This is a genomic window from Burkholderia ubonensis (assembly GCF_001718695.1).
Lineage (GTDB): Bacteria > Pseudomonadota > Gammaproteobacteria > Burkholderiales > Burkholderiaceae > Burkholderia > Burkholderia ubonensis_B.
The window spans coordinates 2,388,076-2,411,398 of sequence record NZ_CP013420.1 but is presented as its reverse complement, the minus strand read 5'-3'; the positions used below and the strand labels follow the sequence as shown (position 1 = coordinate 2,411,398).

Below are 23,323 nucleotides of genomic sequence, written 5' to 3'. Positions count from 1 at the left end.
CGGGTTACGCGCACGCCAATGCCTTGATCTTTCTACACAAACCGGCGTTATCCACAGAACTGTGCGGTTCTTGTTAACTTCTACTACGTATATATACGAGTAAACAGTTGAAACCAAAGACCTGTGGCGCCTCACAGCGCCGCGAGTCGATCGGGCGGGTTCCGGAACGAAAAACCTGTGGCACAATCGGTTTCCTTCGCGTTCGTCCGGCCAGGCGCCGGACATGCTTCAATGGAACGGTCGGCACAGTTTCGAATCTGAATCTTCGAGATCGCGCAGGCCATTCACACACCAGGCCGACAATCCAGATCGGCATGCCTGAACGACATCGCCGCCGAATGGCGGAGCAGGCTGTTCCCATGTCCTGCCGTCGCGCACAACAATCACATTTCGGGGCAATACCCAGCCGGCGCGCATCTCGACGTTGACGCTTGACCCCGTGTCGCTGGCGGTTGCTTCCAAAGGAGAAGTCACCACGATGAAGTCGGCGTTCTCATTCCTGCCCAATTGGCCGCTCGCGCCGGATGCCGTGTTCTGGGCCGGGCTCGCGCTGTTCGCCGCCGGCCTGTGCGGCGAGCTCTGCTATCGCGCGTGGCGGCTGCCGCGCATCACCGGCTATGCGGTGATCGGCCTCGTCGCCGGCTCGTTCGGTTTCGGCGTGATCGACGCCAGCACCGACGAAACGTCGCGCTTGCTGATCGACGTCGCGCTCGGCCTGCTGCTGTTCGAGCTCGGCAGCCGGCTCGACTTGCGCTGGATCCGCCGCAACCCGTGGCTGATCGCGTCGAGCCTCGCCGAAGCCACGCTCACGTTCGTGCTCGTGCTGTTCGTGCTGCTCGCGCTCGGCGTGTCGGGCATGGTCGCGCTGGTGCTGTCGGCGATCGCGGTCGCGACGTCGCCGTCGATGGTGATCCAGCTGAAGACCGAGCTGCGTGCGGAAGGGCAGGTGTCGCAGCGCCTGATTACGCTGACCGCGCTCAACAGCGTCTATGCAGTCGTGCTGACCAAGCTCGTGACGAGCTGGCTGCACCAGGAGGCGTACGGCAACGTGTTCGCGACGATCCTGCAGCCGGTCTACCTGCTGTCCGGCTCGTTCATCGTCGCGTACGTCGTCGCGCGCGCGTGCAATTACCTGTTCCGCCACATGACCGCGACGATGCGCAGCGAGCATTCGTTCGTCGCGCTGTTCGGGCTCGTGATGATCGCGATCGCGGTCGCGCAGGCGCTGAAGCTGTCGACGCTGCTCACGCTGCTGCTCGCCGGCATCATCGTGAAGAACCTCGAGGCGCGTCCGCAGCTCTGGCCCGAACACTTCGGCACCGCCGGCTGGCTGCTGACGGTCGTCCTGTTCGTGCTGACGCTGACCTCGTTCACGTGGGGCGACATCGCGCTCGGCGGGCTGTTCGCCGTCGCGCTGATCGTGACGCGGCTGGCCGCGAAACTGGCCGGCGTCGTCGCGTTCGCGAAGCCGAGCGGCATCGGGATGAAGCAGGGCGTCGCGCTCGGCATCGCGCTGTCGCCGATGTCCGCGCTCGCCTACCTGCTCGTCGACGATACCTATCAGCTGTACCCGAATTTCGATCCGCACCTGCGCGCGATCGTGATGTGCTCGATCGTCGTGCTGCAGCTGGTCGGCCCGTTCCTCGTCTACCGCTGCCTGTCGGCGGTCGGCGAGCGCAGCGACAGCAACTGATTTACGGGAACTGCCATGTCACTCGAAACCTTCGTCAATTCCGAGCCGTTCACGTTCGGCATCGAACTGGAAATCCAGGTCGTCAACACGCACAACTACGATCTGACGAAAGCGGCGTCCGACCTGATGCGGCTGATCCAGGGCGAAACCTTCCCGGGCAACATCACGCCGGAAATCACCGAGAGCATGATCGAGCTGTCGACCGGCATCTGCCACACGCACGAGCAGGCGGTCGGCGAGCTGCATGCGATCCGCGACGTGCTCGTCAAGGCGGCCGACCAGCTCAACGTCGGGCTGTGCGGCGGCGGCACGCATGCGTTCCAGCAGTGGAGCGATCGGCAGATCTACGACGCGCCGCGCTTCCAGTACATCTCCGAGCTGTACGGCTATCTGGCGAAACAGTTCACCGTGTTCGGCCAGCACGTGCACATCGGCTGCCCGGACCCGGACAGCGCGCTGTTCCTGCTGCACTCGATGTCGCGCTTCATTCCGCATTTCATTGCGCTGTCGGCGTCGTCGCCGTTCGTGCAGAACGTCGACACCGGCTTCCAGTCCGCGCGCCTGAACTCGGTGTTCGCGTTCCCGCTGTCCGGCCGCGCGCCGTTCGTGCTGACCTGGAACGGCTTCGAGGAGTACTTCACGAAGATGGTGAACACCGGCGTCGTCAATTCGATGAAGGATTTCTACTGGGACATCCGGCCGAAGCCCGGCTACGGCACGATCGAGGTGCGCGTGATGGACACGCCGCTGTCGGTCGACCGCGCGGCGGCGATCGCGTGCTACATCCAGACGCTCGCGCGCTACCTGCTGACCGACCGGCCGCTGACGCTGTCCGAGGACGACTATCTCGTCTATACGTTCAACCGCTTCGAGGCGTGCCGGTTCGGCCTCGAAGGCACCTGCGTGAATCCTCAGACCGGCGAGCGGCGCACGATCGCCGAGGACATCCTCGACACGCTCGACCGGATTGCTCCGCATGCCGCAGAACTCGGCTCGCGCGCGGCGCTCGACGAGATCGGCGCGCTCGCGCAAGCGCGCGTGAACGACGCGTCGTGGCTGCGCACGGTCTACAAGCAGGAAAAATCGCTGAATGAGACCGTCCGCCAGCAGTGCTTACGTTGGCGCGAATGAAAAAATGTTTTGCTGATTGCGGGCTCGACCGCAAAGCAATTCGCTGAGCGAAGGTTGAAGGAGCGCTGAGGGACGGTTGACGCAGGTCAATGGCGAAATCGTTTGCAGGTTTCCCCCAAATCTGTGGATAACCCGATATTCCTCTGCAAAGTCAACGGCCTGCCGAACGGATAACCCGGTGGAAGGCAGGCCGGTGGCGGCTTGCCGGGCGACGCGGGAAAATGCTTGGCGGTCCGGCGGCGCCGATTGGAGAAAATCCGCGCACACCGTTTTCCGGTCTTATTCAGCCGTTATCCACAGATTGGAGGGGATAACTTAGCTGTGCGATTTTCCGCTCTCGCTTAGAATGTCGGCTTTGCGGACGCCGGAACGACGTGTGTCTCACCGGTTGCCGCGATGGCGGCCGCCGTGTGTGCCTCGCGACGGCCGTGTCGGGTGCGTGCGGTTTCGCGCACCTCTTCTGAGACAGAGATTCGATCTCCACACTACGGCTGCCCGGGAAGACGGGCGGCGGCAAAGCGAAAAGACTATGAGCGAAGGCGTTTACGGGAACCAGGCTGCGGGTCGTGTCACCCACAGTCTGCTGCGGTTGAGTACGGCCATGCGGAGCCAGGCATGGGATTGGGCGGAAGGCGCCGGCCTCACGCCGACGCAGGGCGAGATCCTCGTGCTGCTGCTGCAACGCAAGGGCCCGATGCGGCTCGGCGAGATCGCGCGCGAGACGCAACTCACCGCGGCGACGACGAGCGATGCGGTCAGCACGCTCGAGACCAAGGGGCTGGTCGAAAAGCGCCGCGCGCTGGACGACGGCCGCGCGCTCGCGGTGCGGCTCTCCGCCCGCGGCCGCACCGCGGCGAAGAAGGCGCTGCAGTGGCCCGAGTTCCTGACCAAGGCGGTCGGCACGCTCGCCGCGGACGAGCAGGGCGCGCTGTACCGCGCGCTGCTGAAGACGCTGCGCGAGCTGCAGGTGGCCGGCGCGACGCCGCCGCACCGGATGTGCGTGACGTGCGCGCACTTCCAGCCGGGCAAGCAGTCGAAGAAGACCGTGCACCACTGCGCCGTGTTCGACCAGGCGATGACCGACAGCGACCTGCGCCTCGATTGTTCGGTACACGAAGAAGGTGACGCGGCGACGCAAAAGAAGATCTGGAAGATTTTCGCGGCCTGACGTCCGTCGATCGACCGGGAGGCCGATGATGAACGCTGAAGTCGTGGCGATCCGCCACGTGCATTTCGAGGACCTCGGGAGTTTCGAGCAAGTGCTCGGCGAACGGGGGAAGCGGGTGCGTTACGTCGACGTCGGATCATCCCGGGTCGAGGTGCTCGACGTGCTCGAGCCAGCGCTCTTCGTCGTGCTCGGCGGGCCGGTCAGCGTGTACGACGACGCGCAGTATCCGACGAACGCGCCGCTCGCGGCGCTCGTCAAGCAGCGCATCGACGCGGGCCTGCCGATCCTCGGCATCTGCCTCGGCGCGCAGTTCATTGCACGCGCGCTCGGTGCGCGCGTCTATCCGGCCGCGCGCAAGGAGCTCGGCTGGACGCCGCTCACGCTCTCCGACGCAGGCCGTGCGTCCGCGCTGCGTCATCTCGACGGCGCGGCGACGTCGATGCTGCACTGGCACGGCGATACCTTCGACCTGCCGGGCGGCGCGATCCATCTCGCGTCGACGCCCGCGTGCCGCCATCAGGCGTTCGCATGGGGGCAGCACGTGCTCGCGCTGCAATGCCATCCGGAAATCCGCGCCGATGGCTTCGAACCCTGGCTGATCGGTAACGCCGGCGAAATCGCCGCGACGCCGGGCATCGACGCGCGCCAGCTGCGCGCCGACACCGCGCAACACGGCCCCGCGCTCGAAACGGCCGCGCGCCGCATGTTCGCGGAATGGCTCGACAGCGTCGGGATTTGACGCCCGCGCCTGCCGAACCTGGGCCCCACCTAGGCGGCCCCACCTGACCAATCGCTTACCGCCGAACCCGCGTCCTGCACGCAACGTACACGCGTGCTACGCTCATCCGCTGTTTCCCTTTCCGAGCGAGCGCCACTCATGACTGCGCTGTTTTCACCGTTCACGCTGCGCGGCGTGACCCTTCCGAACCGGATCGTCGTTTCGCCGATGTGCCAGTACTCCGCCGAGCGCGGCGAGGCGACCGACTGGCACATGATTCATCTCGGCCACCTCGCGCTGTCGGGTGCGGGCCTGCTCTGCATCGAGGCGACCGCGGTCGAGCCGGACGGGCGCATCACGCACCGCGACCTCGGCCTCTGGGACGACGCGACCGAAGCCGCGCTGAAGCCCGTGCTGGCGGCGATCCGCAAGCATGCGCCGATCCGCGTCGCGATGCAGCTGGCGCATGCGGGCCGCAAGGCGTCGAGCCAGGCGCCGTGGGAAGGCGGCCAGCTGATTCCGGTCGCCGACGGCGGCTGGCTGCCGCATGCGCCGTCCGCCGTGCCGCACAAGGATGGCGAGACGCCGCCGCTTGCGCTCGACACCGCGGGCCTGAACCGGATCCGCGACGCGTTCGCGGCGGCCGCGAAGCGCGCGGCGCGGCTCGGCATCGACGCGATCGAGGTGCACGCGGCGCACGGCTATCTGCTGCACCAGTTCCTGTCGCCGCTCGCGAACCGGCGCACCGACGAATACGGCGGCTCGCGCGAGAACCGGATGCGCTTTCCGCTCGAGATCCTCGAGATCGTGCGCGCGGCGTTTCCGGAGGACCGGCCGGTCGGCGTGCGCGTGTCCGCGACCGACTGGGTCGAGGGCGGCTGGGAGCTCGAAGACACGATCGCGTTCGCGCACGAGCTGAAGCGCCGCGGCTGCGACTGGATCGACGTGTCGTCGGGCGGCGTGTCGCCGCTGCAGAAGATTCCGCTGTCGCCGGGCTACCAGGTGCCGTTCGCGCAGGCGGTGAAGCGCGCGGTCGGCATGCCGACGATCGCGGTCGGCCTGATCAACGAGCCCGCGCACGCGAACCGGCTGATCGACGCGGGCGACGCCGACTTCGTCGCGATGGCGCGCGCGATGCTGTACGACCCGCGCTGGCCGTGGCACGCGGCCGCCGAGCTCGGCGCGCAGGTGACGGCGCCGCCGCAGTACTGGCGTTCGCAGCCGCGCGAGCACAAGGCGCTGTTCGGCGACATTGCGTTCGGTCAGCGTTGAATGCCGCGTTCGCGGTTGAATGTTGCAATCCCGACCGTGTAGGATGCGGGTGATTCGCCGCATGCCCTGACGCGGCGCCGATCGGCGCCGCGTTTTCATTTGGCGGGCCCGCGGCGGCCCTTTCCTTTTCAAGTCGATTTCACAAGGATTCGTTCGATGAGTTCACGCAGGATCGCGGTGCGCCGCTCGGGAGTACACGGCAGGGGCGTGTTCGCCGTGGCGCCGATCAAGGCCGGCGAGCGCGTTGTGGAATACAAGGGCGAGCGAATTTCGTGGAAGGAAGCGCTGCGCCGCCATCCGCACGATCCGAACGAGCCGAATCATACGTTCTACTTCGCGCTCGAAGAGGGCGGGGTGATCGACGGCAAGGTCGACGGCAACAGCGCGCGCTGGATCAATCATTCCTGCGCGCCGAACTGCGAAGCCGAGGAGCTCGACGGCCGCGTCTACATCCATGCGCTGCGCGACATCGAGCCGGAAGAGGAGCTGTTCTACGACTACGGCCTCGTGATCGACGCGAAGCTGACGAAGAAGCTCAAGCGCGAATACGCATGCCATTGCGGCGCCCAGTCGTGCCGCGGCACGCTGCTCGCGACGCCGGACGACGACGGCAAGAAGAAAAAGAAGAAGGACAAGAAGGACGGCAAGGCCGAGTCCGGCGCGAAGGACAAGAAAAAGAAGAAGTAAGCGACGCGCCGCGCGAGCTCGCGCGGCTGCTTCGCCGGCGGGCCTTGTTGCTGCGTCGCTGCGGGGCTGAGCCGGCTCGATGGCTTTGACGGCTTCGCCGGGTTCGCTCGAGATCCGCTACCCGCGCGTTACGCGCCGCTCAGTGCGTCGGCACGGCCGCCGGCGTTTCGCTCGCCGGCTTGCTGGTTCGCTCGGCGAGCGGCACCTTCACCACGAACCGCGAGCCGCCTTCCGGCGCGTCCGCATACGACACGCTGCCGCCATGCATCGCGATGATGTCGTGCACGATCGCGAGGCCGAGGCCTGCACCCGTCTCGACGCCGTTGCCGCTTTGCGCATCCCCGCGGAAGAACCGCTTGAACAGGTCCGCCTGCTGGCTCGCGGGCACGCCGGGGCCGTTGTCCTCGACGACGATCTCGGCCGCCGGCACGCCGGCATCGAGCGTCGCGCGCCCGACGTTCACCGTGATCCGCGCGCCGTGCGGCCGCGCGAGCGGCACGTACTTCAGCGCGTTGTCGAGCAGGTTCGCGATCACCTCGCGCAGCAGCACCGGGTTGCCGCGCACGAGCAGCGTCTGGTCGTCGTCGCGCGGCTCGTCGCTGCGCTGGAAGCCGAGGTCGACGTGCGCGGCGAGCGCGCGCGGCACCCATTCGGCGCCGGTCTCGAACGCCATCGCGGCAAGGTCGACGTCGACGAAGCGCGCGGCCTGTTCGCCCGGTTCCGCGCGCGCGAGCGACAGCAGCTGGTTCGACAGCCGCACCGCGCGATCGGCGGCCGCGCGCAGCTCGCGCACCGCGGTGAAGGTCTGCTGCGGATCGCGCGCGATGGCCGCCTGTTCCGCATGCAGCTTCACCGCGGTGAGCGGCGTGCGCAGCTGGTGCGCGGCGTCGGCGATGAACTTGCGCTGCGCGTCGAGCGCGGTCTTCAGGCGCCCGAGCAGCGCGTTCATCGCGCTCGTCAAGGGCCGGATCTCGAGCGGCACGTCGGTTTCGTCGACCGGCTCCAGCGACGTATGCGTCTGCCGGTTCAGCGAATCGGCGAGATGCGTGAGCGGGCCGAGCTGCTGGTTGACGACCCGCCACACGATGCCCCAGCCGGCGAGCAGCAGCAGCAGCAGCGGCATCATGATCGCGACGAGGAATTCGGCGGCGATCCGGTAGCGGTGCCGCACCGGCTGCGCGACCTCCACGACCATCGGCTTGCCGCCGTCGACTTCCTCGACGCGCACCTGCGCGACCCGCACCGCGCGGTTGTCGTATTCGGCCTCGAACACGTACGCGTAATGCATGCGCCGCACGTTGGTGCCCTGCAGCGGCAGCTTCGGATCGCCGGCGAGTTCCTGCTCGCCGTCGCTGATCCGGTAGATCAGCGCTTCGGCCGGATCGGAGAACATCGCCTGCGCGAGCGGCGGCACCGTGAACGGCGCGTCGGGGCCGGCGATCTGGATCTGTTTCGAGATCGCGGTCGCGAGATCCGCGAGCGAGCGGTCGATCACGTGCTGCGTGTATTGCCACGCGAGCCAGTACGCAATCAGGCCGCTCATCAGCGCGAGCATCGACAGCGGCGCGGCGAGGCGCCGCAGCAATGAGCGGCGCAGGCTGGTCACAGCCGGATCAGAAGACATTTCGAGAATGAAATGGATGAACGCCGCTCACGGGGAGCGGCGCGGGCGTAGGCCGGTCGGCGGGACGGGCAGGGGGCGGGCGGTGCAAGCGGGTGCCGGGCGGCCGGCGTGAACGTCCGGTGTCGGACGCCCGTCAACGGAAACCGGCCGGCGCTTGCCGTCGCCTCGCTCAAACGCTCGCCGTCTGGCGGATTTCCTGCAGCAGGTAGCCGAAGCCGCGCACCGTGACGATCTCGACCCGGCACTGCTCGAGCTTCTTGCGCACGCGGTGCACGTAGACTTCGATCGCGGTGTCGCCGAGATCGCCGCCGAAGTGCGTCAGGTGATCCTGCAGCTGGGCCTTGCTGACGACGCGGCCGTGGCGCAGCAGCAGCATTTCGAGCACCGCGAATTCGCGCGGCGACAGCTCGAGCGGCTTGTCGTCGTTGAAGATGCGGCGATCGACGCCCGACAGGCGGACGCCGCCGAGCGACACCTCCGGACGCGGCATGTCGCTGTGCGGGCCGCTGCGGCGCATCACCGCGCGGATTCGCGCTTCCAGCTCGGCCGGCTCGAACGGTTTCAGCATGTAGTCGTCGGCGCCCGAGTTCAGGCCCTGGATCCGGTCGTTCAGCTCGTCGCGCGCGGTCAGCACGATCACGGGCGTATGACGGTTGGTCTGGCGGAAACGGGTCAGAAGCGTCATCCCGTCGATGCCGGGCAAGCCGAGATCGAGGATCACGAGCTCGTGGCGGTTCTGCGCGAGCGCCTGCTCGGCAAAGATGCCGTCGTGCACCATGTCGACGGTGAAGCCAGCCTGTTCGAGGCTGCTCTGGATACCGCGTGCGATGGGGCGGTCGTCTTCGATCAGAAGGAGTCGCATGAAGTTCGCTCAAGTACAATGGGTTGGCGGTTCAGGCACGCGGACAGCACGACGCCGTTTCCACAGGGGCGCCGCGAGCCAGACTTCAAGCAGGCGGCCAGCGAACGAATCAATCCAATAACCATGTCCGATATTTCGATCCACGACCTCGAAGCCGCGATCAATTTCTGGCGCGCCCGCTCGCCGTCGAGCGGCGACGAACTCAAACTCTGCGAAGAGGCTAGCGCGCTCTCCAAGCCGTATGCGCTGCTGATTGTACAGCGGCAAAGCGCCATACAACTGGAAGGTTTGGACCCCAAGGCGCGGAAAGCATGGGACGCTTACGTACGCCTTAAGGAAGGCTTGGAAAGCTGAAGGCTTTCGCTCACTACATCGTAGAAAACGTTCATCGAAATGAAAAGTTGACGCGCCGCGCGCCCGAATGGCGCGCGGCGGGGAGACGTCAGGCGGCGGGCGTCGCGTGCGCGCCGGCCTGGTCGATGAAGTGGGCGAGCGCGATGTCGCGTTCGGTCAGGCCGTCCGCGTCGTGGGTCGACAGCGTGACGTCGACGCGGTTGTAGACGTTGAACCATTCCGGATGATGGTTCATTTCCTGCGCCTTGATCGCGACGCGCGTCATGAAGCCGAAGGCCTCGTTGAAATCGGCGAAGCGCAGGCTGCGCTGGATCGCGTCCCGGCCCGGCACGGCCGTCCAGTGCGGCAGGCGCTCGAGCTGGGTCTTGCGTTCTTCTGATGTGAGTTTGTGGATCATCGTGCACCTCGTTCGGTAACGGCGGGCTGCGCGTGACGTCCGTCGCGCGGAGCACTGCCGGCACCGATCATTCTTCCATAGTTGCGTGTCGGGTGTAGGGCGCGCGCATGCCGGTTCGCGTCATGCGTGCGCGTCGTCCGGCCAGCCCGCGCCGGTGCCGCGATGCAGCACGCGGTCGGTGTCGAGCACCGCGCCGGCCGGGTGTTCGGGCAGGCCGGCGAGCCGGTCGGCGAGCGCGCGGCCGTCGACGTGCGCGAGCGCGAACAGCTGCGCGAAGTCGTCGATCACGAAGTAGGTCTGCTGGAACGTGTCGATCCGGTATTGCGTGCGCATCACGCGCTCGAGGTCGAAGCCGAGCCGGTTCGGCGCCGCGCTTTCGAGGCTGTACAGGCTTTCGCCCTTGCTCGACACGATCCCCGCGCCGTAGATCGACAGCCCGTTCGTGCCGCGCGGGTCGCGGATCAGCCCGAACTCGACGGTGTACCAGTAGAGGCGCGCGAGCCGCGCGAGCGCGTCCGGATCGTCGGCGACCGCGAGCGCGACGCGGCCGTACGCCTGCATGTAGTCTGCGAACACCGGGTCGATCAAGAGCGGCACGTGGCCGAACAGGTCGTGGAAGCAGTCCGGTTCCTGCAGGTAGTCGAGCTGGTCGGGGCGGCGCATCCACCAGGTCACCGGAAAGCGGCGGTTCGCCAGATGCTCGAAGAACACGCGGTCGGGCACGAGCCCCGGCACCGCGACGATCTCCCAGCCGGTCGCCGGCTTCAGCTGGCGGTTGACCGCGGCGAACGACGGCACGCGGTCGGCCGGCAGGTCGATTTTCGCGAGCCCGGACACGAACGCGTCGCACGCGCGTCCCTGCAGCAGCACGGTCTGGCGCGCATAGAGCTGGCTCCACACCGCGTGGTCGACCTGGCCGTAGCGTTCGAGCGGCTGGTCGATGGTGAAATCGGCGCGGGTTTCGAGGCCCGCGTCGAACTGCTCCTGCAGTTTCGCGGTGACGACGGTGGACATGGTGACGCTCTGCATGCTTGGGTGAATGACCATGCGAGTGTAGAGCGGGGCGCGCGCATGATGGGCGCAAAGATGGCGTCGATTCTCCATCTGATGCGATAATCCCGCATCATTTCATCGTTTTGTGCGGAGGGCATTCATGTTGGAACTCGACCACTTCGATCTGGCGCTGCTGGACGTGCTGCAGCGCTTCGGGCGGGCCACGCATCAGCAGCTCGGCGAGGAGGTGCCGCTGTCGCCGTCGCAGATCGGCCGGCGCCTGCAGCGGCTCGAAGCCGCGGGCGTGATCGAAGGCTACCGCGTGATGCTGCGCCCGGAGAAGCTCGGGCTCGGCGTCACCGCGTTCACGAGCCTGAAGCTCAAGCATCACGGCGATTCGATCATCGAGCAGTTCCAGCAGCAGATCGACGTGCTGCCCGAGGTGCTCGAATGCCACGCGGTGGTCGGCGACGCGGACTATCTGCTGCGGATCGTCGCGCCGGACCTGAACGCGCTGTCGCAGTTCGTGATGAAGAAGCTGATGCGGGTGCCGGGCGTCGACAGCGTGCGCTCGAACATCGTGCTGACGACGTTCAAGCGCAACGGGCCGCTGCCGCTCGCGCACCTGGAGCCGGGCGCCGCGTGATCGAGCGGCAGGGCGGTGATGGCGGTGCCGCCGCCACATGACGCGCCGGCGGCGGTCATGCCGCCATTATTGTCGCCGCTTATGCGGCTTCCGATTGGGCGTCGGCGTTCAGCAGGTCCACATATGCGACCGCGACGAGATCGTCGTTCGACACGCCGAGCTTCGCGAACACGTCGTGCGCTTCGGCTTCGCCGCCCGCCTCGTCGTCGTCCGGCGCGAGCACGACTTCCAGCTCGATGAAGTCGCCGAGGCCGTCGACGCGGTCGAGGTGAATGCGGGTGCGGCCCGCCAGGTACACGTGCCGCTCCTTCGTGACGATGCCGCGCGTCGTCAGCGCGGTCGCGAGCAGCGCATGCATCGCGTCCGGATTCGTCACCGGGCTGCGGGTGTAGTACGACGCCTTCGGGCCGTCGCGGTCGTCGCGCTGGTAGAAGATCAGCTCGGCGGGCGTGCCGTCCTCGAAGCGGCGCAGCTTCAGCCGGCCGCGCGGCACGTCGTAGAAGAAATCCTGCTGGCGGTAGAACAGCGGCGCTTCGGTGGCGAGCGCCGCCGCGCGTTCGCGCAGCTGGTCGAATTCACGGGCGCGGGCTTTGATCTCGATGTTGCGGGCCATGCGGGTCTCCTTCGATCGACAAGGGTCTCGCGAATGCGAACGCACAATCTAGCAAAAAGCGGGCGACGGCGGCGTGACGCGCGGTGGCCTCATCTCGCCCACTGCGCGTCGATCAGCCGCAGCGCCGCCGCGATCGCCGGCTCGTCGCGCCGCGCGGCGAGCGTCACGAACGTCAGCTCGGTCGGCACCGTCACGCGCTCGACGATCGTCAGCGCGTGCGCATGCGCTTCGGCCAGCGCGGTCGAGTCGCGCGCGAGCGTGAGCCCGATCCCCGACTTGACGAGATCCAGCATCGACTGCTCCTGGTCGACCTCGGCGACCTTCACCGGCTGCGCGCGCGCATCCGCGAACCGGCGCGACAGCAGCCGGTGATGCGCGGACTGCGGCGGCGTCCAGATCCACGGCAGCGCGGCGAGCGCGCGCCAGTCCTGCGCGCGCTGCACGCGCTCCTTCCAGCCGGCCGGCGCGAGCACCCGGTACTGGAAATGCGTGAGCGTGACGGTATGGAACAGCGCGCCGTCGCGCGGATCGTCCTCGCCGGGCTGGCCGATGTAATAGCCGACGTCGAGCGCCTGCGCGCGCACCTGCTCGAGCACCCAGCCCGACATCCCGTGGCGCAGCGCGGTCTCGATCTGCGGATGGGTCTCGACGAGCGCGCGCAGGAAGCCGCCCAGGCGCAGGAATTCCGGATCGAGGATCGTGCCGATCCGCAGCCGGCCGCGCACTTCGTGCCGCAGCGCGGCGGCCGCGCGCTGCACGTCGGCGGCAGCCGCGAGCGCGCGTTCCGCGTGCGGCAGCAGCGTCTGGCCGTCGCGCGTGAGTGCGAGCCCGCGCGACGTGCGCGTGAACAGCACGACGCCGAGCGTCTCCTGCAGATGCTTGACCTGCAGGCTGACGGCCGGCTGCGTGAGGTGCAACTGCTCGGCGGCGCGCGTCAGGTTGCCTTCGCGGGCCACCGCGGCGAAGGCGCGGAGGAGGGTGAGGTCCATCGTGTCGTGATCGATCCTGATATAAGCGCGGCTTATGACGCAATTGAGCATAACTCATTGGATCGGCAGCGCGCGGCCGGAGTACGCTGCAACGATCGCGTCGCTCCGCGGCGCACTATGCTGAAAAAGGCGCGCGGCACGCCCCGCGCGGCGCACAACAACTCAGGAGACACGTCGTGAACACTGAACGGACGCTCGAGGGTGAATTCGATTACGTGATCGTCGGCGCGGGCACCGCGGGCTGCGTGCTCGCGAACCGTCTGACCGAGGATCCGGACGTCAGCGTGCTGCTGCTCGAAGCCGGCGGCAAGGACGACTATCCGTGGATCCATATCCCGGTCGGCTATCTGTATTGCATCGGCAATCCGCGCACCGACTGGCTCTACAAGACGCAGCCGGAAGCGGGGCTGAACGGCCGCGCGCTGTCGTATCCGCGCGGCCGCGTGCTCGGCGGCTCGTCGTCGATCAACGGGATGATCTACATGCGCGGCCAGCGCGAGGACTACGACGGCTGGGCGCGCGACACGGGCGACGCGGGCTGGTCGTGGGACAGCGTGCTGCCGATCTTCAAGCGTAGCGAGGATCATCATGCGGGCGCGAGCGACGTGCACGGCGCGGGCGGCTGCTGGCGCGTCGAGAAACAGCGGCTGCGCTGGGAAATCCTCGAATCGTTCGCGCACGCGGCGCAGGAAACCGGCATTCCCGCGACCGACGATTTCAACGGCGGCGACAACACCGGCGTCGGCTATTTCGAGGTGAACCAGAAGCGCGGCGTGCGCTGGAGCGCGTCGAAGGCGTTCCTGCGCCCGGCGATGTCACGGCCGAACCTGACCGTGATCACCGGCGCGCACGCGCAGCGCGTGATCTTCGACGGGCGGCGCGCGACCGGCGTCGAATATTGCCGCGGCGATTCGAATTTCGTCGCACGTGCGCGCGCCGAAGTGCTGCTGACGTCGGGCGCCGTCAATTCGCCGCAGCTGCTCGAACTGTCCGGCATCGGCGACGGCCGGCGGCTGCAGGCGCTCGGCATCGACGTCGTGCAGGACCTGCGCGGCGTCGGCGAAAACCTGCAGGATCACCTGCAGCTGCGGATGGCGTTTCGCGTCGAGGGCGTGCGCACGCTCAACACGCTGGCCGCGCACTGGTGGGGCAAGCTCGCGATCGGCGCCGAATATGCGCTGCTGCAGCGCGGTCCGATGTCGATGGCGCCGTCGCAGCTCGGCGCGTTCGCGAAATCCGATCCGGACGACCCGACGCTCACGCGGCCCGATCTCGAATATCACGTGCAGCCGCTGTCGCTCGAGCGCTTCGGCGAGCCGCTGCACAGCTTCAATGCGTTTACCGCATCGGTGTGCCACCTGCGGCCGACGTCGCGCGGCAGCATCCACATTGCGAGCGCCGATCCGGGCGCGGCGCCCGCGATCGCGCCGAACTACCTGTCGACCGATTACGATCGCCACGTCGCCGCGAACGCGCTGCGGCTGACGCGCCGGATCGCGTCCGCGCCGGCGCTCGCGCGATACCGCCCCGAAGAAATCCTGCCGGGCCCGCGCTACCGAACCGAAGCGGAACTGATCGAAGCGGCCGGCGCGGTCGGCACGACGATCTTCCATCCGGTCGGCACCTGCCGGATGGGACGCGCGGACGACGACGGCGCCGTGGTCGACAGCCGGCTGCGGGTGCGCGGCGTCGCCGGGCTGCGGGTGGTCGACGCGTCGGTGATGCCGTCCATCACGTCGGGCAACACCAACTCGCCGACGCTGATGATCGCGGAGCGCGCGAGCGACATGATCCGCGAGGATCGCCGCACGGCGCGCGACGCGACGCAGGTGCGCACGGAAGCGGCGATGACGCCGGCGTGATATCGGCGTGATATCGGCGCCACACGCGCGGCGGCCGCGTGTCTGCGGCGACCTTCGGGCTATGCGGCGAAACGGGTTCGCATATGCGGCGGTTGGAAGCGCGCGCGTGCGAACGATCACGTTGAACCCGCGCATGGGTCACGATCGGCGCGTGGTCGCGATGACCTGACGCGCGCTGTTTTCACAGGCACGCGCCGTGCGCAGCGCGCACGTGTCGAACCTTCGCGCTCCACCGCGTGCGATATGGCGGCCAGCCCTATAAGTGCAAATCCCGATGAATGCACTGCACCAACGGCGCGACAATGTTGCGCAGTGTGAATACGCGTCGGCGCGGGAGACCACCCTCGACGTGTAATACGGCGCCCGGGGGCGGCCCGCCGATCCGCGGCGCCGATCGCGATCGCCAGTGCGACGCTCCCCGGTGCTTCGCCCGATTTCGTACGGAAGGGAACATGATTCTCGGCGACACGATTCTCGAAACACGCGGACTGACGAAGGAATTCAAGGGCTTCACCGCCGTGAACGGCGTCAATCTGCGCGTGCGCCGCGGGTCGATCCACGCATTGATCGGACCGAACGGCGCGGGAAAAACCACCTGCTTCAACCTCCTGACCAAATTCCTGACGCCGACGGCCGGCCAGATCGTCTTCAACGGCATCGACATCACCGACGAGCGGCCCGCGCAGGTCGCGCGGCGCGGCATCATCCGTTCGTTCCAGATCTCCGCGGTGTTCCCGCACCTGAGCGCGCTGCACAACGTGCGCCTCGGCCTGCAGCGCTCGCTCGGCACCGAATTCCATTTCTGGCGCAGCGAGCGCTCGCTGAAGGCGCTCGACGACCGCGCGATGGACCTGCTCACGCAGGTCGGCCTCACCGATTTCGCGCACGTGCCGACCGTCGAGCTCGCCTATGGCCGCAAGCGCGCGCTCGAGATCGCGACGACGCTCGCGATGGAGCCGGAGCTGATGCTGCTCGACGAGCCCACGCAAGGGATGGGCCACGAAGACGTCGACCGCGTGACCGCGCTGATCAAGAAGGTCGCGAGCGGGCGCACGATCCTGATGGTCGAGCACAACATGAACGTGATCGCGGGCATCTCCGACACGATCACCGTCCTGCAGCGCGGCGAGGTGCTCGCCGAGGGCTCGTATGCGGAGGTGTCGAAGAATCCGCTCGTCATCGAGGCATACATGGGCAGCGCCGATGCAGCGCTCGCGGGGGCGCACGCATGAAGCGCAGCGAACGGGAGGAACGCGAATTGAGCGGCGTCGAAAGCGGCACGCCTGCGCTGGAGATCTCGGGCCTCGAAGCCTGGTACGGGGAATCCCACATATTGCACGGCGTCGATCTCTCCGTGCACCGCGGCGAGGTCGTGACGCTGCTCGGCCGCAACGGCGCGGGCCGCACGACGACGCTGCGCGCGATCATGGGCCTGACGGGCCGCCGCAGCGGCTCGATCAAGGTCGCCGGCCACGAGACGATCGGCCTGGCGACGCACCGGATCGCGCATTACGGCGTCGGCTATTGCCCGGAGGAGCGCGGCATCTTCTCGAGCCTGTCGTGCGAGGAGAACCTGATGCTGCCGCCGCCGATCGGGCCGCGCGAGCACGCGATGTCGCTCGACGACATCTACGCGATGTTCCCGAACCTCGCATCGCGCCGGCAGAGCCAGGGCACGCGGCTGTCCGGCGGCGAGCAGCAGATGCTCGCGGTCGCGCGGATCCTGCGCACCGGCGCGAACCTGCTGCTGCTCGACGAGATTTCCGAGGGTCTCGCGCCCGTGATCGTGCAGACGCTCGCGAAGATGATCGTCGCGCTGAAGGCGCGCGGCTACACGATCGTGATGGTCGAACAGAATTTCCGCTTTGCCGCGCCGCTCGCCGACCGGTTCTACGTGATGGAGCACGGCCGGATCGTCGAGCATTTCGGCGCGCGCGAACTCGCAAGCAAGATGCCGGTGCTGCACGACCTGCTCGGCGTTTGACGCCATCCCGCGCCGCTAGCCGTGGCGGCCGTCGAATATCCACAACGCATCAAAGAAGAACAGGAGACGTCAATGAAAATGAAGACCCTCGCACGCGCCTGTCTCGCGCTCGCGGCCGCCGCGTTCACCGCCGGCGCCGCGCAGGCCGCGGATACCGTGAAGATCGGTTTCATCACCGACATGTCGGGGCTTTATGCGGACATCGACGGGCAGGGCGGCCTCGAGGCGATCCGGATGGCGGTCGCGGACTTCGGCGGCAAGGTGCTCGGCAAGCCGATCGAGGTCGTGTACGCGGATCACCAGAACAAGGCGGACATCGCGGCGTCGAAGGCGCGCGAGTGGATGGACCGCGGCGGGCTCGACCTGCTCGTCGGCGGCACGAACTCGGGAACGGCGCTGTCGATGAACACGGTCGCGGCGGAGAAGAAGAAGGTCTACATCAACATCGGCGCGGGGGCGGACACGCTGACGAACGAGCAGTGCACGCCGTACACGGTGCACTACGCGTACGACACGATGGCGCTCGCGAAGGGCACCGGCTCGGCGGTGGTGAAGCAGGGCGGCAAGTCGTGGTTCTTCCTGACCGCCGACTACGCGTTCGGCAAGGCGCTCGAGAAGAACACGTCGGACGTCGTGAAGGCGCACGGCGGCCAGGTGCTCGGCTACGTGCGGCATCCGCTGTCCGCGTCGGACTTCTCGTCGTTCCTGCTGCAGGCGCAGGCGTCGAAGGCGCAGATCCTCGGCCTCGCGAACGCGGGCGGTGACACGATCAACGCGATCAAGGCGGCGAAGGAGTTCGGCATCACGAAGACGATGAAGCTCGCCGCGCTGCTGATGTTCATCAACGACGTGCACAGCCTCGGCCTCGAGACGACCCAGGGCCTCGTGCTGACCGACAGCTGGTACTGGAACCGCGACGCGGCATCGCGCCAGTGGGCTCAGCGCTACTTCGGCAAGATGAAGAAGATGCCGTCGAGCCTGCAGGCGGCCGACTATTCGTCGGTGACGACCTACCTGAAGGCGGTGCAGGCGGCCGGCACGACCGACTCCGACAAGGTGATGGCCGAGCTGAAGAAGGCGAAGGTCAACGACTTCTACGCGAAGGGCTACATCCGCGCGGACGGCAGCATGATCCACGACATGTATCTGATGGAGGTGAAGAAGCCGTCCGAATCGAAGGAGCCGTGGGATTACTACAAGGTGCTCGCGACGATTCCGGGCGAACAGGCGTTCACGACCAAGCAGGAGACGCGCTGCGCGATGTGGAAGTAAGCGCGCGGCGGCGGGCGGGGCAGGGCGCCCCGCCGCCTGCGCGCGCGGCGAACAGGTTGCGCGCGCAACGAACCTCACTCTGACGGCGGAAGCGATGGAAATCTTTGGCATTCCGTTGCCGGCGATGCTGAGCCAGCTGTTGCTCGGGCTCGTCAACGGCTCGTTCTACGCGATCCTGAGCCTCGGGCTCGCGGTGATATTCGGGCTGCTCAATGTGATCAACTTCGCGCACGGCGCGCTGTTCATGCTGGGCGCGATGCTCGCATGGATGGGGCTGTCGTATTTCGGGCTGCCCTACTGGGCGATGCTCGTGATCGCGCCGGTGCTCGTCGGCGTGTTCGGCGTCGTCGTCGAGCGCTCGATGCTGCGCTGGCTGTACAAGCTCGACCACCTGTACGGGCTGCTGCTGACGTTCGGCCTGACGCTCGTCGTCGAGGGCGTGTTCCGCTCGATCTACGGCGCGTCCGGGCAGCCTTACGACGTGCCGTCGCAGCTCGCCGGCGCGACCAATCTCGGCTTCATGTTCCTGCCGAACTATCGCGCGTGGGTCGTCGTCGCGTCGCTCGCGGTGTGTCTCGCGACCTGGTTCGTGATCGAGAAGACGCGCCTGGGCGCGTACCTGCGCGCGGGCACCGAGAATCCGAAGCTCGTCGAGGCGTTCGGCGTGAACGTGCCGATGATGATCACGCTCACCTACGGCTTCGGCGTCGCGCTCGCCGCGTTCGCGGGCGTGCTGGCCGCGCCGGTGATCCAGGTGTCGCCGCTGATGGGCCAGCCGATGATCATCACCGTGTTCGCGGTGGTCGTGATCGGCGGGATGGGCTCGATCCTCGGCTCGATCCTCACCGGCCTGATGCTCGGCGTGATCGAGGGCTTCACGCGGGTGTTCTATCCGGAAGCGTCGGCCACCGTCGTGTTCGTGATCATGGCGATCGTGCTGCTGATCCGTCCGGCGGGCCTCTTCGGCAAGGAAAGATGATGCAGAGAAAAGTGCTCTACGGTGTGCTGCTCGCCGCACTGCTCGTCGCGCCGTTCGCCGGCGCGTATCCGGTGTTCGTGATGAAGGTGCTCGCTTTCGCGCTGTTCGCGGCCGCGTTCAACCTGCTGATCGGCTATACGGGGCTGCTGTCGTTCGGCCACGCGATGTTCCTCGCGACGTCGGGCTACCTGACGGGCTATGCGCTGCAGACGCTCGGCTTCTCGTCCGAGCTCGGCGTGCTCGCGGGCACTGCGGCCGCGACGCTGCTCGGCCTCGTGGTCGGCCTGTTCGCGATCCGCCGGCAGGGGATCTACTTCGCGATGATCACGCTCGCGTTCGCGCAGATGATCTACTTCATCTACCTGCAGGCGCCGTTCACGCACGGCGAGGACGGCCTGCAGGGCGTGCCGCGCGGCCGGCTGTTCGGCGTGCTCGACCTGTCGTCGGACCTCGTGCTCTATTACGTCGTGCTCGCGATCATCGTTGCGGCCTGCGCGTTCATCGTGCGGATCGTGCATTCGCCGTTCGGCCAGGTGCTCGTCGCCATCAAGGAGAACGAAGCGCGCGCGGTCTCGCTCGGCTACGACACCGACCGCTTCAAGCTGCTCGCGTTCGTCCTGTCGGCCGGGCTCGCGGGGCTGGCCGGCTCGCTGAAGGTGCTCGTGCTCGGCTTCGAGACGCTTTCCGACGCGTACTGGACGATGTCGGGCCTCGTCGTGCTGATGACGCTCGTCGGCGGGATGGGCACGCTGTTCGGCCCGCTGCTCGGCGCCGCGCTGATCGTCTCGCTCGAGGACCGGCTCGGCGACATCGGCGAATGGCTCGCGTCGCTGACCGGCATCGGCTGGTTCCACTCGCTCGGCGAATCGGCGACGATCGTGACCGGGCTGATCTTCATTGCGTGCGTGCTCGCGTTCCGGCGCGGCATCGTCGGCGAAATGATCGCGCGGTATAAACCGCTGAAGGCATCGTGACGCGTTGATGCGAAGCACCATCGGGCACCGGTTCCGGACTGCGCCGAGGCGCGCTCCGGCAGGCGCTGCGCGGCAGATTGGTGCCCCATTTTCGTGCGGCGATGCACCATAGGGGTAAATGCTAAGTTGCCGCAGTGTGAAAGGTCCTTTAATCTTCGTCTCAGTTCTGATGCACCGCGAAACGAATTTTGCAGGTGGAGAACGAGGAGACAATCGAGGCACAAAGTGCCCGGACCCAAAGCGCTGTTGGACGGAATCCAACAGCGCTTTTTCATTTGCGCGTACAACTTTCTTTCCGCCGATCGCGCAGCAGCCGGCTTCGCATGCTGCCCATGCTGTCATTTCATGCGTTCGGCGCGGCTGTCTTTCTCACCGTTTCCCCACAATGGATTGCTGCATGCGCTTCGGGCTTACCCGGTTAGCGCACGCAGGACGCGTCCGTTACACTCGCCTTTCGCCGACCAATCGGTCGGGAATACAGTCGGCAGTTCTCCTACAAGCAGAATCCAGAAAGCGGAGTGCGGGTTGATGAGAAGCGCAGCGCGCATGAGCGGCCGGTGCACACGCCGTGCATTGCGCCGGCATCACAGCGGACAGAGTCTGATCCGCGATCGATTTCCACCTGGTTATCCCGGTTATTCCCTGCGACGAGCCTGCCCGGCGGCGTCACGGGAAAACGAGCGTAGGCGCGGCCATGCGGGATAGTTAAATTATTAACTTGTTTGAGTCGAGACCGGGCGCCGCCCGAGCGCCCCGAGGATTTTTCGAGCAGCGTTTGGAGACACGTGTGAAAATGAATCGATGGATGGAGACCGTGCTCGCCGCGGGCCTCGTGTGTGCGGCGGCGACGGCGTCGGCGCAGGTGAAGATCGGCGTCACGCTGTCGGCCACCGGGCCGGCCGCATCGCTCGGCATCCCGGAAAAGAACACGATCGCGCTGCTGCCGAAGGAAATCGCGGGCAAGAGCGTGCAGTACATCGTGCTCGACGACGCGTCCGACACGAGCCGCGCGGTGCAGAACGTGCGCAAGCTGATCGACGAGGACCACGTCGACGCGATCATCGGCTCGTCGGTCACGCCGAACTCGCTCGCGATGCTCGATCCGGTGTCGCAGGGCAAGACCCCGGCGATCTCGCTCGCCGCGAGCGCGCAGATCATCGCGCCGATGGACGCGAAGCGCGCGTGGATGTTCAAGGTGCCGCAGAACGATCGCCTGATGGCCGACGCGATCGCGGGCTACATGGCGAAGCACGGCGTGAAGACGGTCGGCTTCATCGGCTTCGCGGACGCGTACGGCGACAGCTGGTACAGCACGTTCAGCGCGGCGGCCGCCGCGAACGGCCTCAAGATCGTGTCGAACGAGCGCTACAACCGCACCGACGCATCGGTGATGGGGCAGGTGCTGAAGCTGGCCAGCGCGAATCCCGACGCGGTGCTGATCGCCGGCTCCGGCACGCCGGCGGCATTGCCCGCGAAGACGCTGAAGGAGCGCGGCTACAAGGGCAAGGTGTACCAGACCCACGGCGTCGCGAACAACGACTTCCTGCGCGTGTGCGGCAAGGACTGCGAAGGCGAGATCCTGCCGGCAGGCCCGGTGCTCGTCACCGACCAGTTGCCCGATGCGAACCCGGTGAAGAAGCCGTCGCAGGCATACAAGGCGGCTTACGAGAAGGCGTACGGCGCGGGATCGGTGTCGACGTTCGGCGGTCATGCGTGGGATGCGGGGCAACTGCTGCAGCGCGCGATTCCCGATGCGCTGAAGAAGGGCCAGCCGGGCACCGAGGCGTTCCGCGAAGCGCTGCGCGCGGCGCTCGAGAACGTGAAGGACCTGCCGGTGTCGCACGGCGTGATCAACATGACGCCGGCCGATCACAACGGCTTCGATACGCGGGCGCGCGTGATGGTGCAGATCGTCGACGGCAAGTGGAAGCTGCAGTCCGACTGAGTTCCACGTGAATGACGACGGCGCGTGCGGGCGGCGGGACGCCGCGCGCGCCGTCGGCCGGCGCTCGCCGTTTCCCCGCAGCCTTCTCGACACACGAAACGTATGGATTTCTCGATTGCGGCGATCCTCGCGCAAGACGGCATCACGACCGGCGCCATCTATGCATTGCTGTCGCTGGCGCTCGTGCTGGTGTTTTCCGTCACGCGGGTGATCTTCATTCCCCAGGGCGAGTTCGTCGCCTACGGCGCGCTGACGCTTGCCGCGTTGCAGGCGCAGAAGTTTCCCGCCACCTGCTGGCTGCTGTTCGTGATGGGCATCGCGTGCTTCGTGCTCGAAGTCGGCGGCCTGATCCGGCATCGCGCGCGTCGTCATCAGCTCGGCCGCACGCTGACGACGCTCGGCAGCCGCTACGTGCTGCTGCCGCTCGCGGTGTTCGCGCTCACGCGCAGCTATGCCGCGCAGCCGCTGCCGATGCTCGCGCAGATCGCGCTGACGCTCGCGATCGTGGTGCCGATGGGGCCGTTCGTCTACCGGCTCGTCTACCAGCCGGTGGCCGAGGCGACGACGCTGCTGCTGCTGATCGTGTCGGTCGCGCTCCATTTCGCGATGGTGGGCCTCGGGCTCGTGATGTTCGGCGCGGAGGGCTCGCGGACCAGCGCGTTCTCCGATGCGTCGCTGTCGGTCGGCAGCCTGACGATCTCGCTGCAGAGCGTGCTGGTGGTGGTCACGGCGCTGGTGCTGATCGCGGCGCTCTACGTGTACTTCGGCCGCACGATCGCCGGCAAGGCGCTGCGCGCGACGTCGGTGAACCGGCTCGGCGCGCGGCTCGTCGGCATCGGCACGACGGAAGCGGGGCGGCTCGCCTTCACGCTCGCGGCGGGGCTCGGCGTGCTGTCGGGCATCCTCGTCGGGCCGTTGACGACGATCTACTACGACTCCGGCTTCCTGATCGGCCTGAAGGGCTTCGTCGGCGCGATCATCGGCGGGCTCGTCAGCTATCCGCTCGCGGCGGCCGGCTCGCTGCTCGTCGGCGTGCTCGAATCGTATTCGTCGTTCTGGGCGAGTGCGTACAAGGAGGTGATCGTGTTCACGCTGATCATTCCGGTGCTGCTGTGGCGCAGCTTCGCGACGCCGCACGCGGAAGAGGACGAGGAGTGACG

At 67.1% G+C, this 23,323-nt stretch carries 22 protein-coding genes; 16 read left to right on the top strand and 6 right to left on the bottom strand.

Features of this window, described 5'->3' with window-relative positions; genetic code table 11:
- The first annotated feature begins 478 nt into the window (after positions 1 to 478).
- The 6 genes from WJ35_RS11040 to WJ35_RS11015 all read left to right on the top strand — a co-directional run bounded on the left by WJ35_RS11040 (position 479) and on the right by WJ35_RS11015 (position 6,669).
- Complete coding sequence (locus WJ35_RS11040; RefSeq protein WP_060231112.1) at positions 479 to 1,693, top strand: cation:proton antiporter; 1,215 nt, start codon at positions 479 to 481, stop codon at positions 1,691 to 1,693.
- A gap of 15 nt (positions 1,694 to 1,708) precedes the next feature.
- Positions 1,709 to 2,824 carry a YbdK family carboxylate-amine ligase gene (locus WJ35_RS11035; RefSeq protein ID WP_010093152.1) on the top strand — a complete coding sequence of 372 codons (1,116 nt, stop codon included), beginning with the start codon at positions 1,709 to 1,711 and terminating at the stop codon, positions 2,822 to 2,824.
- Positions 2,825 to 3,353: 529 nt separating this feature from the next.
- Positions 3,354 to 3,992, top strand: coding sequence for a MarR family winged helix-turn-helix transcriptional regulator (locus WJ35_RS11030; protein ID WP_069239150.1), 639 nt, complete (start codon positions 3,354 to 3,356; stop codon positions 3,990 to 3,992).
- 28 nt (positions 3,993 to 4,020) lie between these two features.
- Positions 4,021 to 4,731 carry a glutamine amidotransferase gene (locus WJ35_RS11025; protein ID WP_060231196.1) on the top strand — a complete coding sequence of 237 codons (711 nt, stop codon included), beginning with the start codon at positions 4,021 to 4,023 and terminating at the stop codon, positions 4,729 to 4,731.
- A gap of 138 nt (positions 4,732 to 4,869) precedes the next feature.
- Positions 4,870 to 5,982, top strand: coding sequence for an NADH:flavin oxidoreductase/NADH oxidase (locus WJ35_RS11020; RefSeq protein ID WP_010093147.1), 1,113 nt, complete (start codon positions 4,870 to 4,872; stop codon positions 5,980 to 5,982).
- A gap of 156 nt (positions 5,983 to 6,138) precedes the next feature.
- Positions 6,139 to 6,669 carry an SET domain-containing protein gene (locus WJ35_RS11015; protein WP_069239149.1) on the top strand — a complete coding sequence of 177 codons (531 nt, stop codon included), beginning with the start codon at positions 6,139 to 6,141 and terminating at the stop codon, positions 6,667 to 6,669.
- Positions 6,670 to 6,808: 139 nt separating this feature from the next.
- On the opposite strand, the gene WJ35_RS11010 is transcribed toward WJ35_RS11015, so the two are convergent.
- Positions 6,809 to 8,293 (bottom strand): sensor histidine kinase, encoded by a 1,485-nt coding sequence (locus WJ35_RS11010; protein WP_069239148.1) that lies wholly within the window; start codon positions 8,291 to 8,293, stop codon positions 6,809 to 6,811.
- Positions 8,294 to 8,462: 169 nt separating this feature from the next.
- Positions 8,463 to 9,155, bottom strand: a complete 693-nt coding sequence (locus WJ35_RS11005) for a response regulator transcription factor (RefSeq protein ID WP_006401494.1) — start codon at positions 9,153 to 9,155, stop codon at positions 8,463 to 8,465.
- Between the two features lie 123 nt (positions 9,156 to 9,278).
- Between WJ35_RS11005 and WJ35_RS11000 the strand changes: the two genes are divergently transcribed.
- The gene (locus tag WJ35_RS11000; protein WP_010093135.1) at positions 9,279 to 9,509 is read left to right on the top strand and encodes a DUF3717 domain-containing protein; all 231 of its coding nucleotides are present in this window, start codon (positions 9,279 to 9,281) and stop codon (positions 9,507 to 9,509) included.
- An 88-nt stretch (positions 9,510 to 9,597) separates the two neighbouring features.
- On the opposite strand, the gene WJ35_RS10995 is transcribed toward WJ35_RS11000, so the two are convergent.
- Together WJ35_RS10995 and phhA are read right to left on the bottom strand one after the other, a co-directional pair.
- Positions 9,598 to 9,906 carry a 4a-hydroxytetrahydrobiopterin dehydratase gene (locus tag WJ35_RS10995; protein ID WP_010093133.1) on the bottom strand — a complete coding sequence of 103 codons (309 nt, stop codon included), beginning with the start codon at positions 9,904 to 9,906 and terminating at the stop codon, positions 9,598 to 9,600.
- Positions 9,907 to 10,026: 120 nt separating this feature from the next.
- Positions 10,027 to 10,953 carry a phenylalanine 4-monooxygenase gene (gene phhA, locus WJ35_RS10990; protein ID WP_196222074.1) on the bottom strand — a complete coding sequence of 309 codons (927 nt, stop codon included), beginning with the start codon at positions 10,951 to 10,953 and terminating at the stop codon, positions 10,027 to 10,029.
- Positions 10,954 to 11,059: 106 nt separating this feature from the next.
- Here phhA and WJ35_RS10985 point away from each other — a divergent pair, with 106 nt between their 5' ends.
- Entirely contained in the window at positions 11,060 to 11,545 is a 486-nt protein-coding gene (locus WJ35_RS10985; protein ID WP_010093131.1) for an Lrp/AsnC family transcriptional regulator, read from the top strand.
- A gap of 79 nt (positions 11,546 to 11,624) precedes the next feature.
- Here the strand turns inward: WJ35_RS10985 and WJ35_RS10980 are convergent, their stop codons facing one another.
- Positions 11,625 to 12,158 carry a class IV adenylate cyclase gene (locus tag WJ35_RS10980; protein ID WP_069239147.1) on the bottom strand — a complete coding sequence of 178 codons (534 nt, stop codon included), beginning with the start codon at positions 12,156 to 12,158 and terminating at the stop codon, positions 11,625 to 11,627.
- Between the two features lie 89 nt (positions 12,159 to 12,247).
- Positions 12,248 to 13,147 (bottom strand): LysR family transcriptional regulator, encoded by a 900-nt coding sequence (locus WJ35_RS10975; protein WP_069239146.1) that lies wholly within the window; start codon positions 13,145 to 13,147, stop codon positions 12,248 to 12,250.
- Between the two features lie 176 nt (positions 13,148 to 13,323).
- Between WJ35_RS10975 and WJ35_RS10970 the strand changes: the two genes are divergently transcribed.
- The 8 genes from WJ35_RS10970 to WJ35_RS10935 all read left to right on the top strand — a co-directional run bounded on the left by WJ35_RS10970 (position 13,324) and on the right by WJ35_RS10935 (position 23,321).
- Positions 13,324 to 15,009, top strand: coding sequence for a GMC family oxidoreductase (locus WJ35_RS10970; protein ID WP_069239145.1), 1,686 nt, complete (start codon positions 13,324 to 13,326; stop codon positions 15,007 to 15,009).
- A gap of 452 nt (positions 15,010 to 15,461) precedes the next feature.
- The gene (locus WJ35_RS10965; RefSeq protein ID WP_010093126.1) at positions 15,462 to 16,241 is read left to right on the top strand and encodes an ABC transporter ATP-binding protein; all 780 of its coding nucleotides are present in this window, start codon (positions 15,462 to 15,464) and stop codon (positions 16,239 to 16,241) included.
- Positions 16,238 to 16,993 (top strand): ABC transporter ATP-binding protein, encoded by a 756-nt coding sequence (locus WJ35_RS10960; RefSeq protein ID WP_010093125.1) that lies wholly within the window; start codon positions 16,238 to 16,240, stop codon positions 16,991 to 16,993. Before WJ35_RS10965 ends, WJ35_RS10960 begins: the two co-directional genes overlap by 4 nt.
- Positions 16,994 to 17,065: 72 nt before the next feature.
- Positions 17,066 to 18,265: an ABC transporter substrate-binding protein gene (locus tag WJ35_RS10955; protein ID WP_060231130.1), complete on the top strand. Its 1,200-nt coding sequence runs from the start codon at positions 17,066 to 17,068 to the stop codon at positions 18,263 to 18,265.
- A 94-nt stretch (positions 18,266 to 18,359) separates the two neighbouring features.
- Complete coding sequence (locus WJ35_RS10950) at positions 18,360 to 19,244, top strand: branched-chain amino acid ABC transporter permease (RefSeq protein WP_010093122.1); 885 nt, start codon at positions 18,360 to 18,362, stop codon at positions 19,242 to 19,244.
- A complete protein-coding gene (locus tag WJ35_RS10945; protein ID WP_029226652.1) occupies positions 19,244 to 20,218 on the top strand; it encodes a branched-chain amino acid ABC transporter permease in 975 nt (324 codons plus the stop codon). The genes WJ35_RS10950 and WJ35_RS10945 overlap by 1 nt, the downstream gene beginning before the upstream one ends.
- A gap of 787 nt (positions 20,219 to 21,005) precedes the next feature.
- Entirely contained in the window at positions 21,006 to 22,163 is a 1,158-nt protein-coding gene (locus WJ35_RS10940; RefSeq protein ID WP_060231133.1) for an ABC transporter substrate-binding protein, read from the top strand.
- Between the two features lie 102 nt (positions 22,164 to 22,265).
- The gene (locus WJ35_RS10935; RefSeq protein WP_045566912.1) at positions 22,266 to 23,321 is read left to right on the top strand and encodes a branched-chain amino acid ABC transporter permease; all 1,056 of its coding nucleotides are present in this window, start codon (positions 22,266 to 22,268) and stop codon (positions 23,319 to 23,321) included.
- Positions 23,322 to 23,323 lie beyond the last annotated feature (2 nt).

Bases quoted from the DNA above. Each gene is read 5' to 3' on its own strand.
- WJ35_RS11035 (WP_010093152.1), top strand. From the start codon at position 1,709: ATGTCACTCGAAACCTTCGTCAATTCCGAGCCGTTCACGTTCGGCATC.
- WJ35_RS10935 (WP_045566912.1), top strand. From the start codon at position 22,266: ATGGATTTCTCGATTGCGGCGATCCTCGCGCAAGACGGCATCACGACC.
- WJ35_RS11025 (WP_060231196.1), top strand. From the start codon at position 4,021: ATGAACGCTGAAGTCGTGGCGATCCGCCACGTGCATTTCGAGGACCTC.
- WJ35_RS11015 (WP_069239149.1), top strand. From the start codon at position 6,139: ATGAGTTCACGCAGGATCGCGGTGCGCCGCTCGGGAGTACACGGCAGG.
- WJ35_RS10980 (WP_069239147.1), bottom strand. From the start codon at position 12,158: ATGGCCCGCAACATCGAGATCAAAGCCCGCGCCCGTGAATTCGACCAG.
- WJ35_RS11000 (WP_010093135.1), top strand. From the start codon at position 9,279: ATGTCCGATATTTCGATCCACGACCTCGAAGCCGCGATCAATTTCTGG.
- WJ35_RS10955 (WP_060231130.1), top strand. From the start codon at position 17,066: ATGAAAATGAAGACCCTCGCACGCGCCTGTCTCGCGCTCGCGGCCGCC.
- phhA (WP_196222074.1), bottom strand. From the start codon at position 10,953: ATGGTCATTCACCCAAGCATGCAGAGCGTCACCATGTCCACCGTCGTC.
- WJ35_RS11040 (WP_060231112.1), top strand. From the start codon at position 479: ATGAAGTCGGCGTTCTCATTCCTGCCCAATTGGCCGCTCGCGCCGGAT.
- WJ35_RS10950 (WP_010093122.1), top strand. From the start codon at position 18,360: ATGGAAATCTTTGGCATTCCGTTGCCGGCGATGCTGAGCCAGCTGTTG.
- WJ35_RS10960 (WP_010093125.1), top strand. From the start codon at position 16,238: ATGAAGCGCAGCGAACGGGAGGAACGCGAATTGAGCGGCGTCGAAAGC.
- WJ35_RS10975 (WP_069239146.1), bottom strand. From the start codon at position 13,147: ATGGACCTCACCCTCCTCCGCGCCTTCGCCGCGGTGGCCCGCGAAGGC.
- WJ35_RS10995 (WP_010093133.1), bottom strand. From the start codon at position 9,906: ATGATCCACAAACTCACATCAGAAGAACGCAAGACCCAGCTCGAGCGC.
- WJ35_RS11010 (WP_069239148.1), bottom strand. From the start codon at position 8,293: ATGTCTTCTGATCCGGCTGTGACCAGCCTGCGCCGCTCATTGCTGCGG.
- WJ35_RS10985 (WP_010093131.1), top strand. From the start codon at position 11,060: ATGTTGGAACTCGACCACTTCGATCTGGCGCTGCTGGACGTGCTGCAG.
- WJ35_RS10945 (WP_029226652.1), top strand. From the start codon at position 19,244: ATGCAGAGAAAAGTGCTCTACGGTGTGCTGCTCGCCGCACTGCTCGTC.
- WJ35_RS10965 (WP_010093126.1), top strand. From the start codon at position 15,462: ATGATTCTCGGCGACACGATTCTCGAAACACGCGGACTGACGAAGGAA.
- WJ35_RS11020 (WP_010093147.1), top strand. From the start codon at position 4,870: ATGACTGCGCTGTTTTCACCGTTCACGCTGCGCGGCGTGACCCTTCCG.
- WJ35_RS11030 (WP_069239150.1), top strand. From the start codon at position 3,354: ATGAGCGAAGGCGTTTACGGGAACCAGGCTGCGGGTCGTGTCACCCAC.
- WJ35_RS11005 (WP_006401494.1), bottom strand. From the start codon at position 9,155: ATGCGACTCCTTCTGATCGAAGACGACCGCCCCATCGCACGCGGTATC.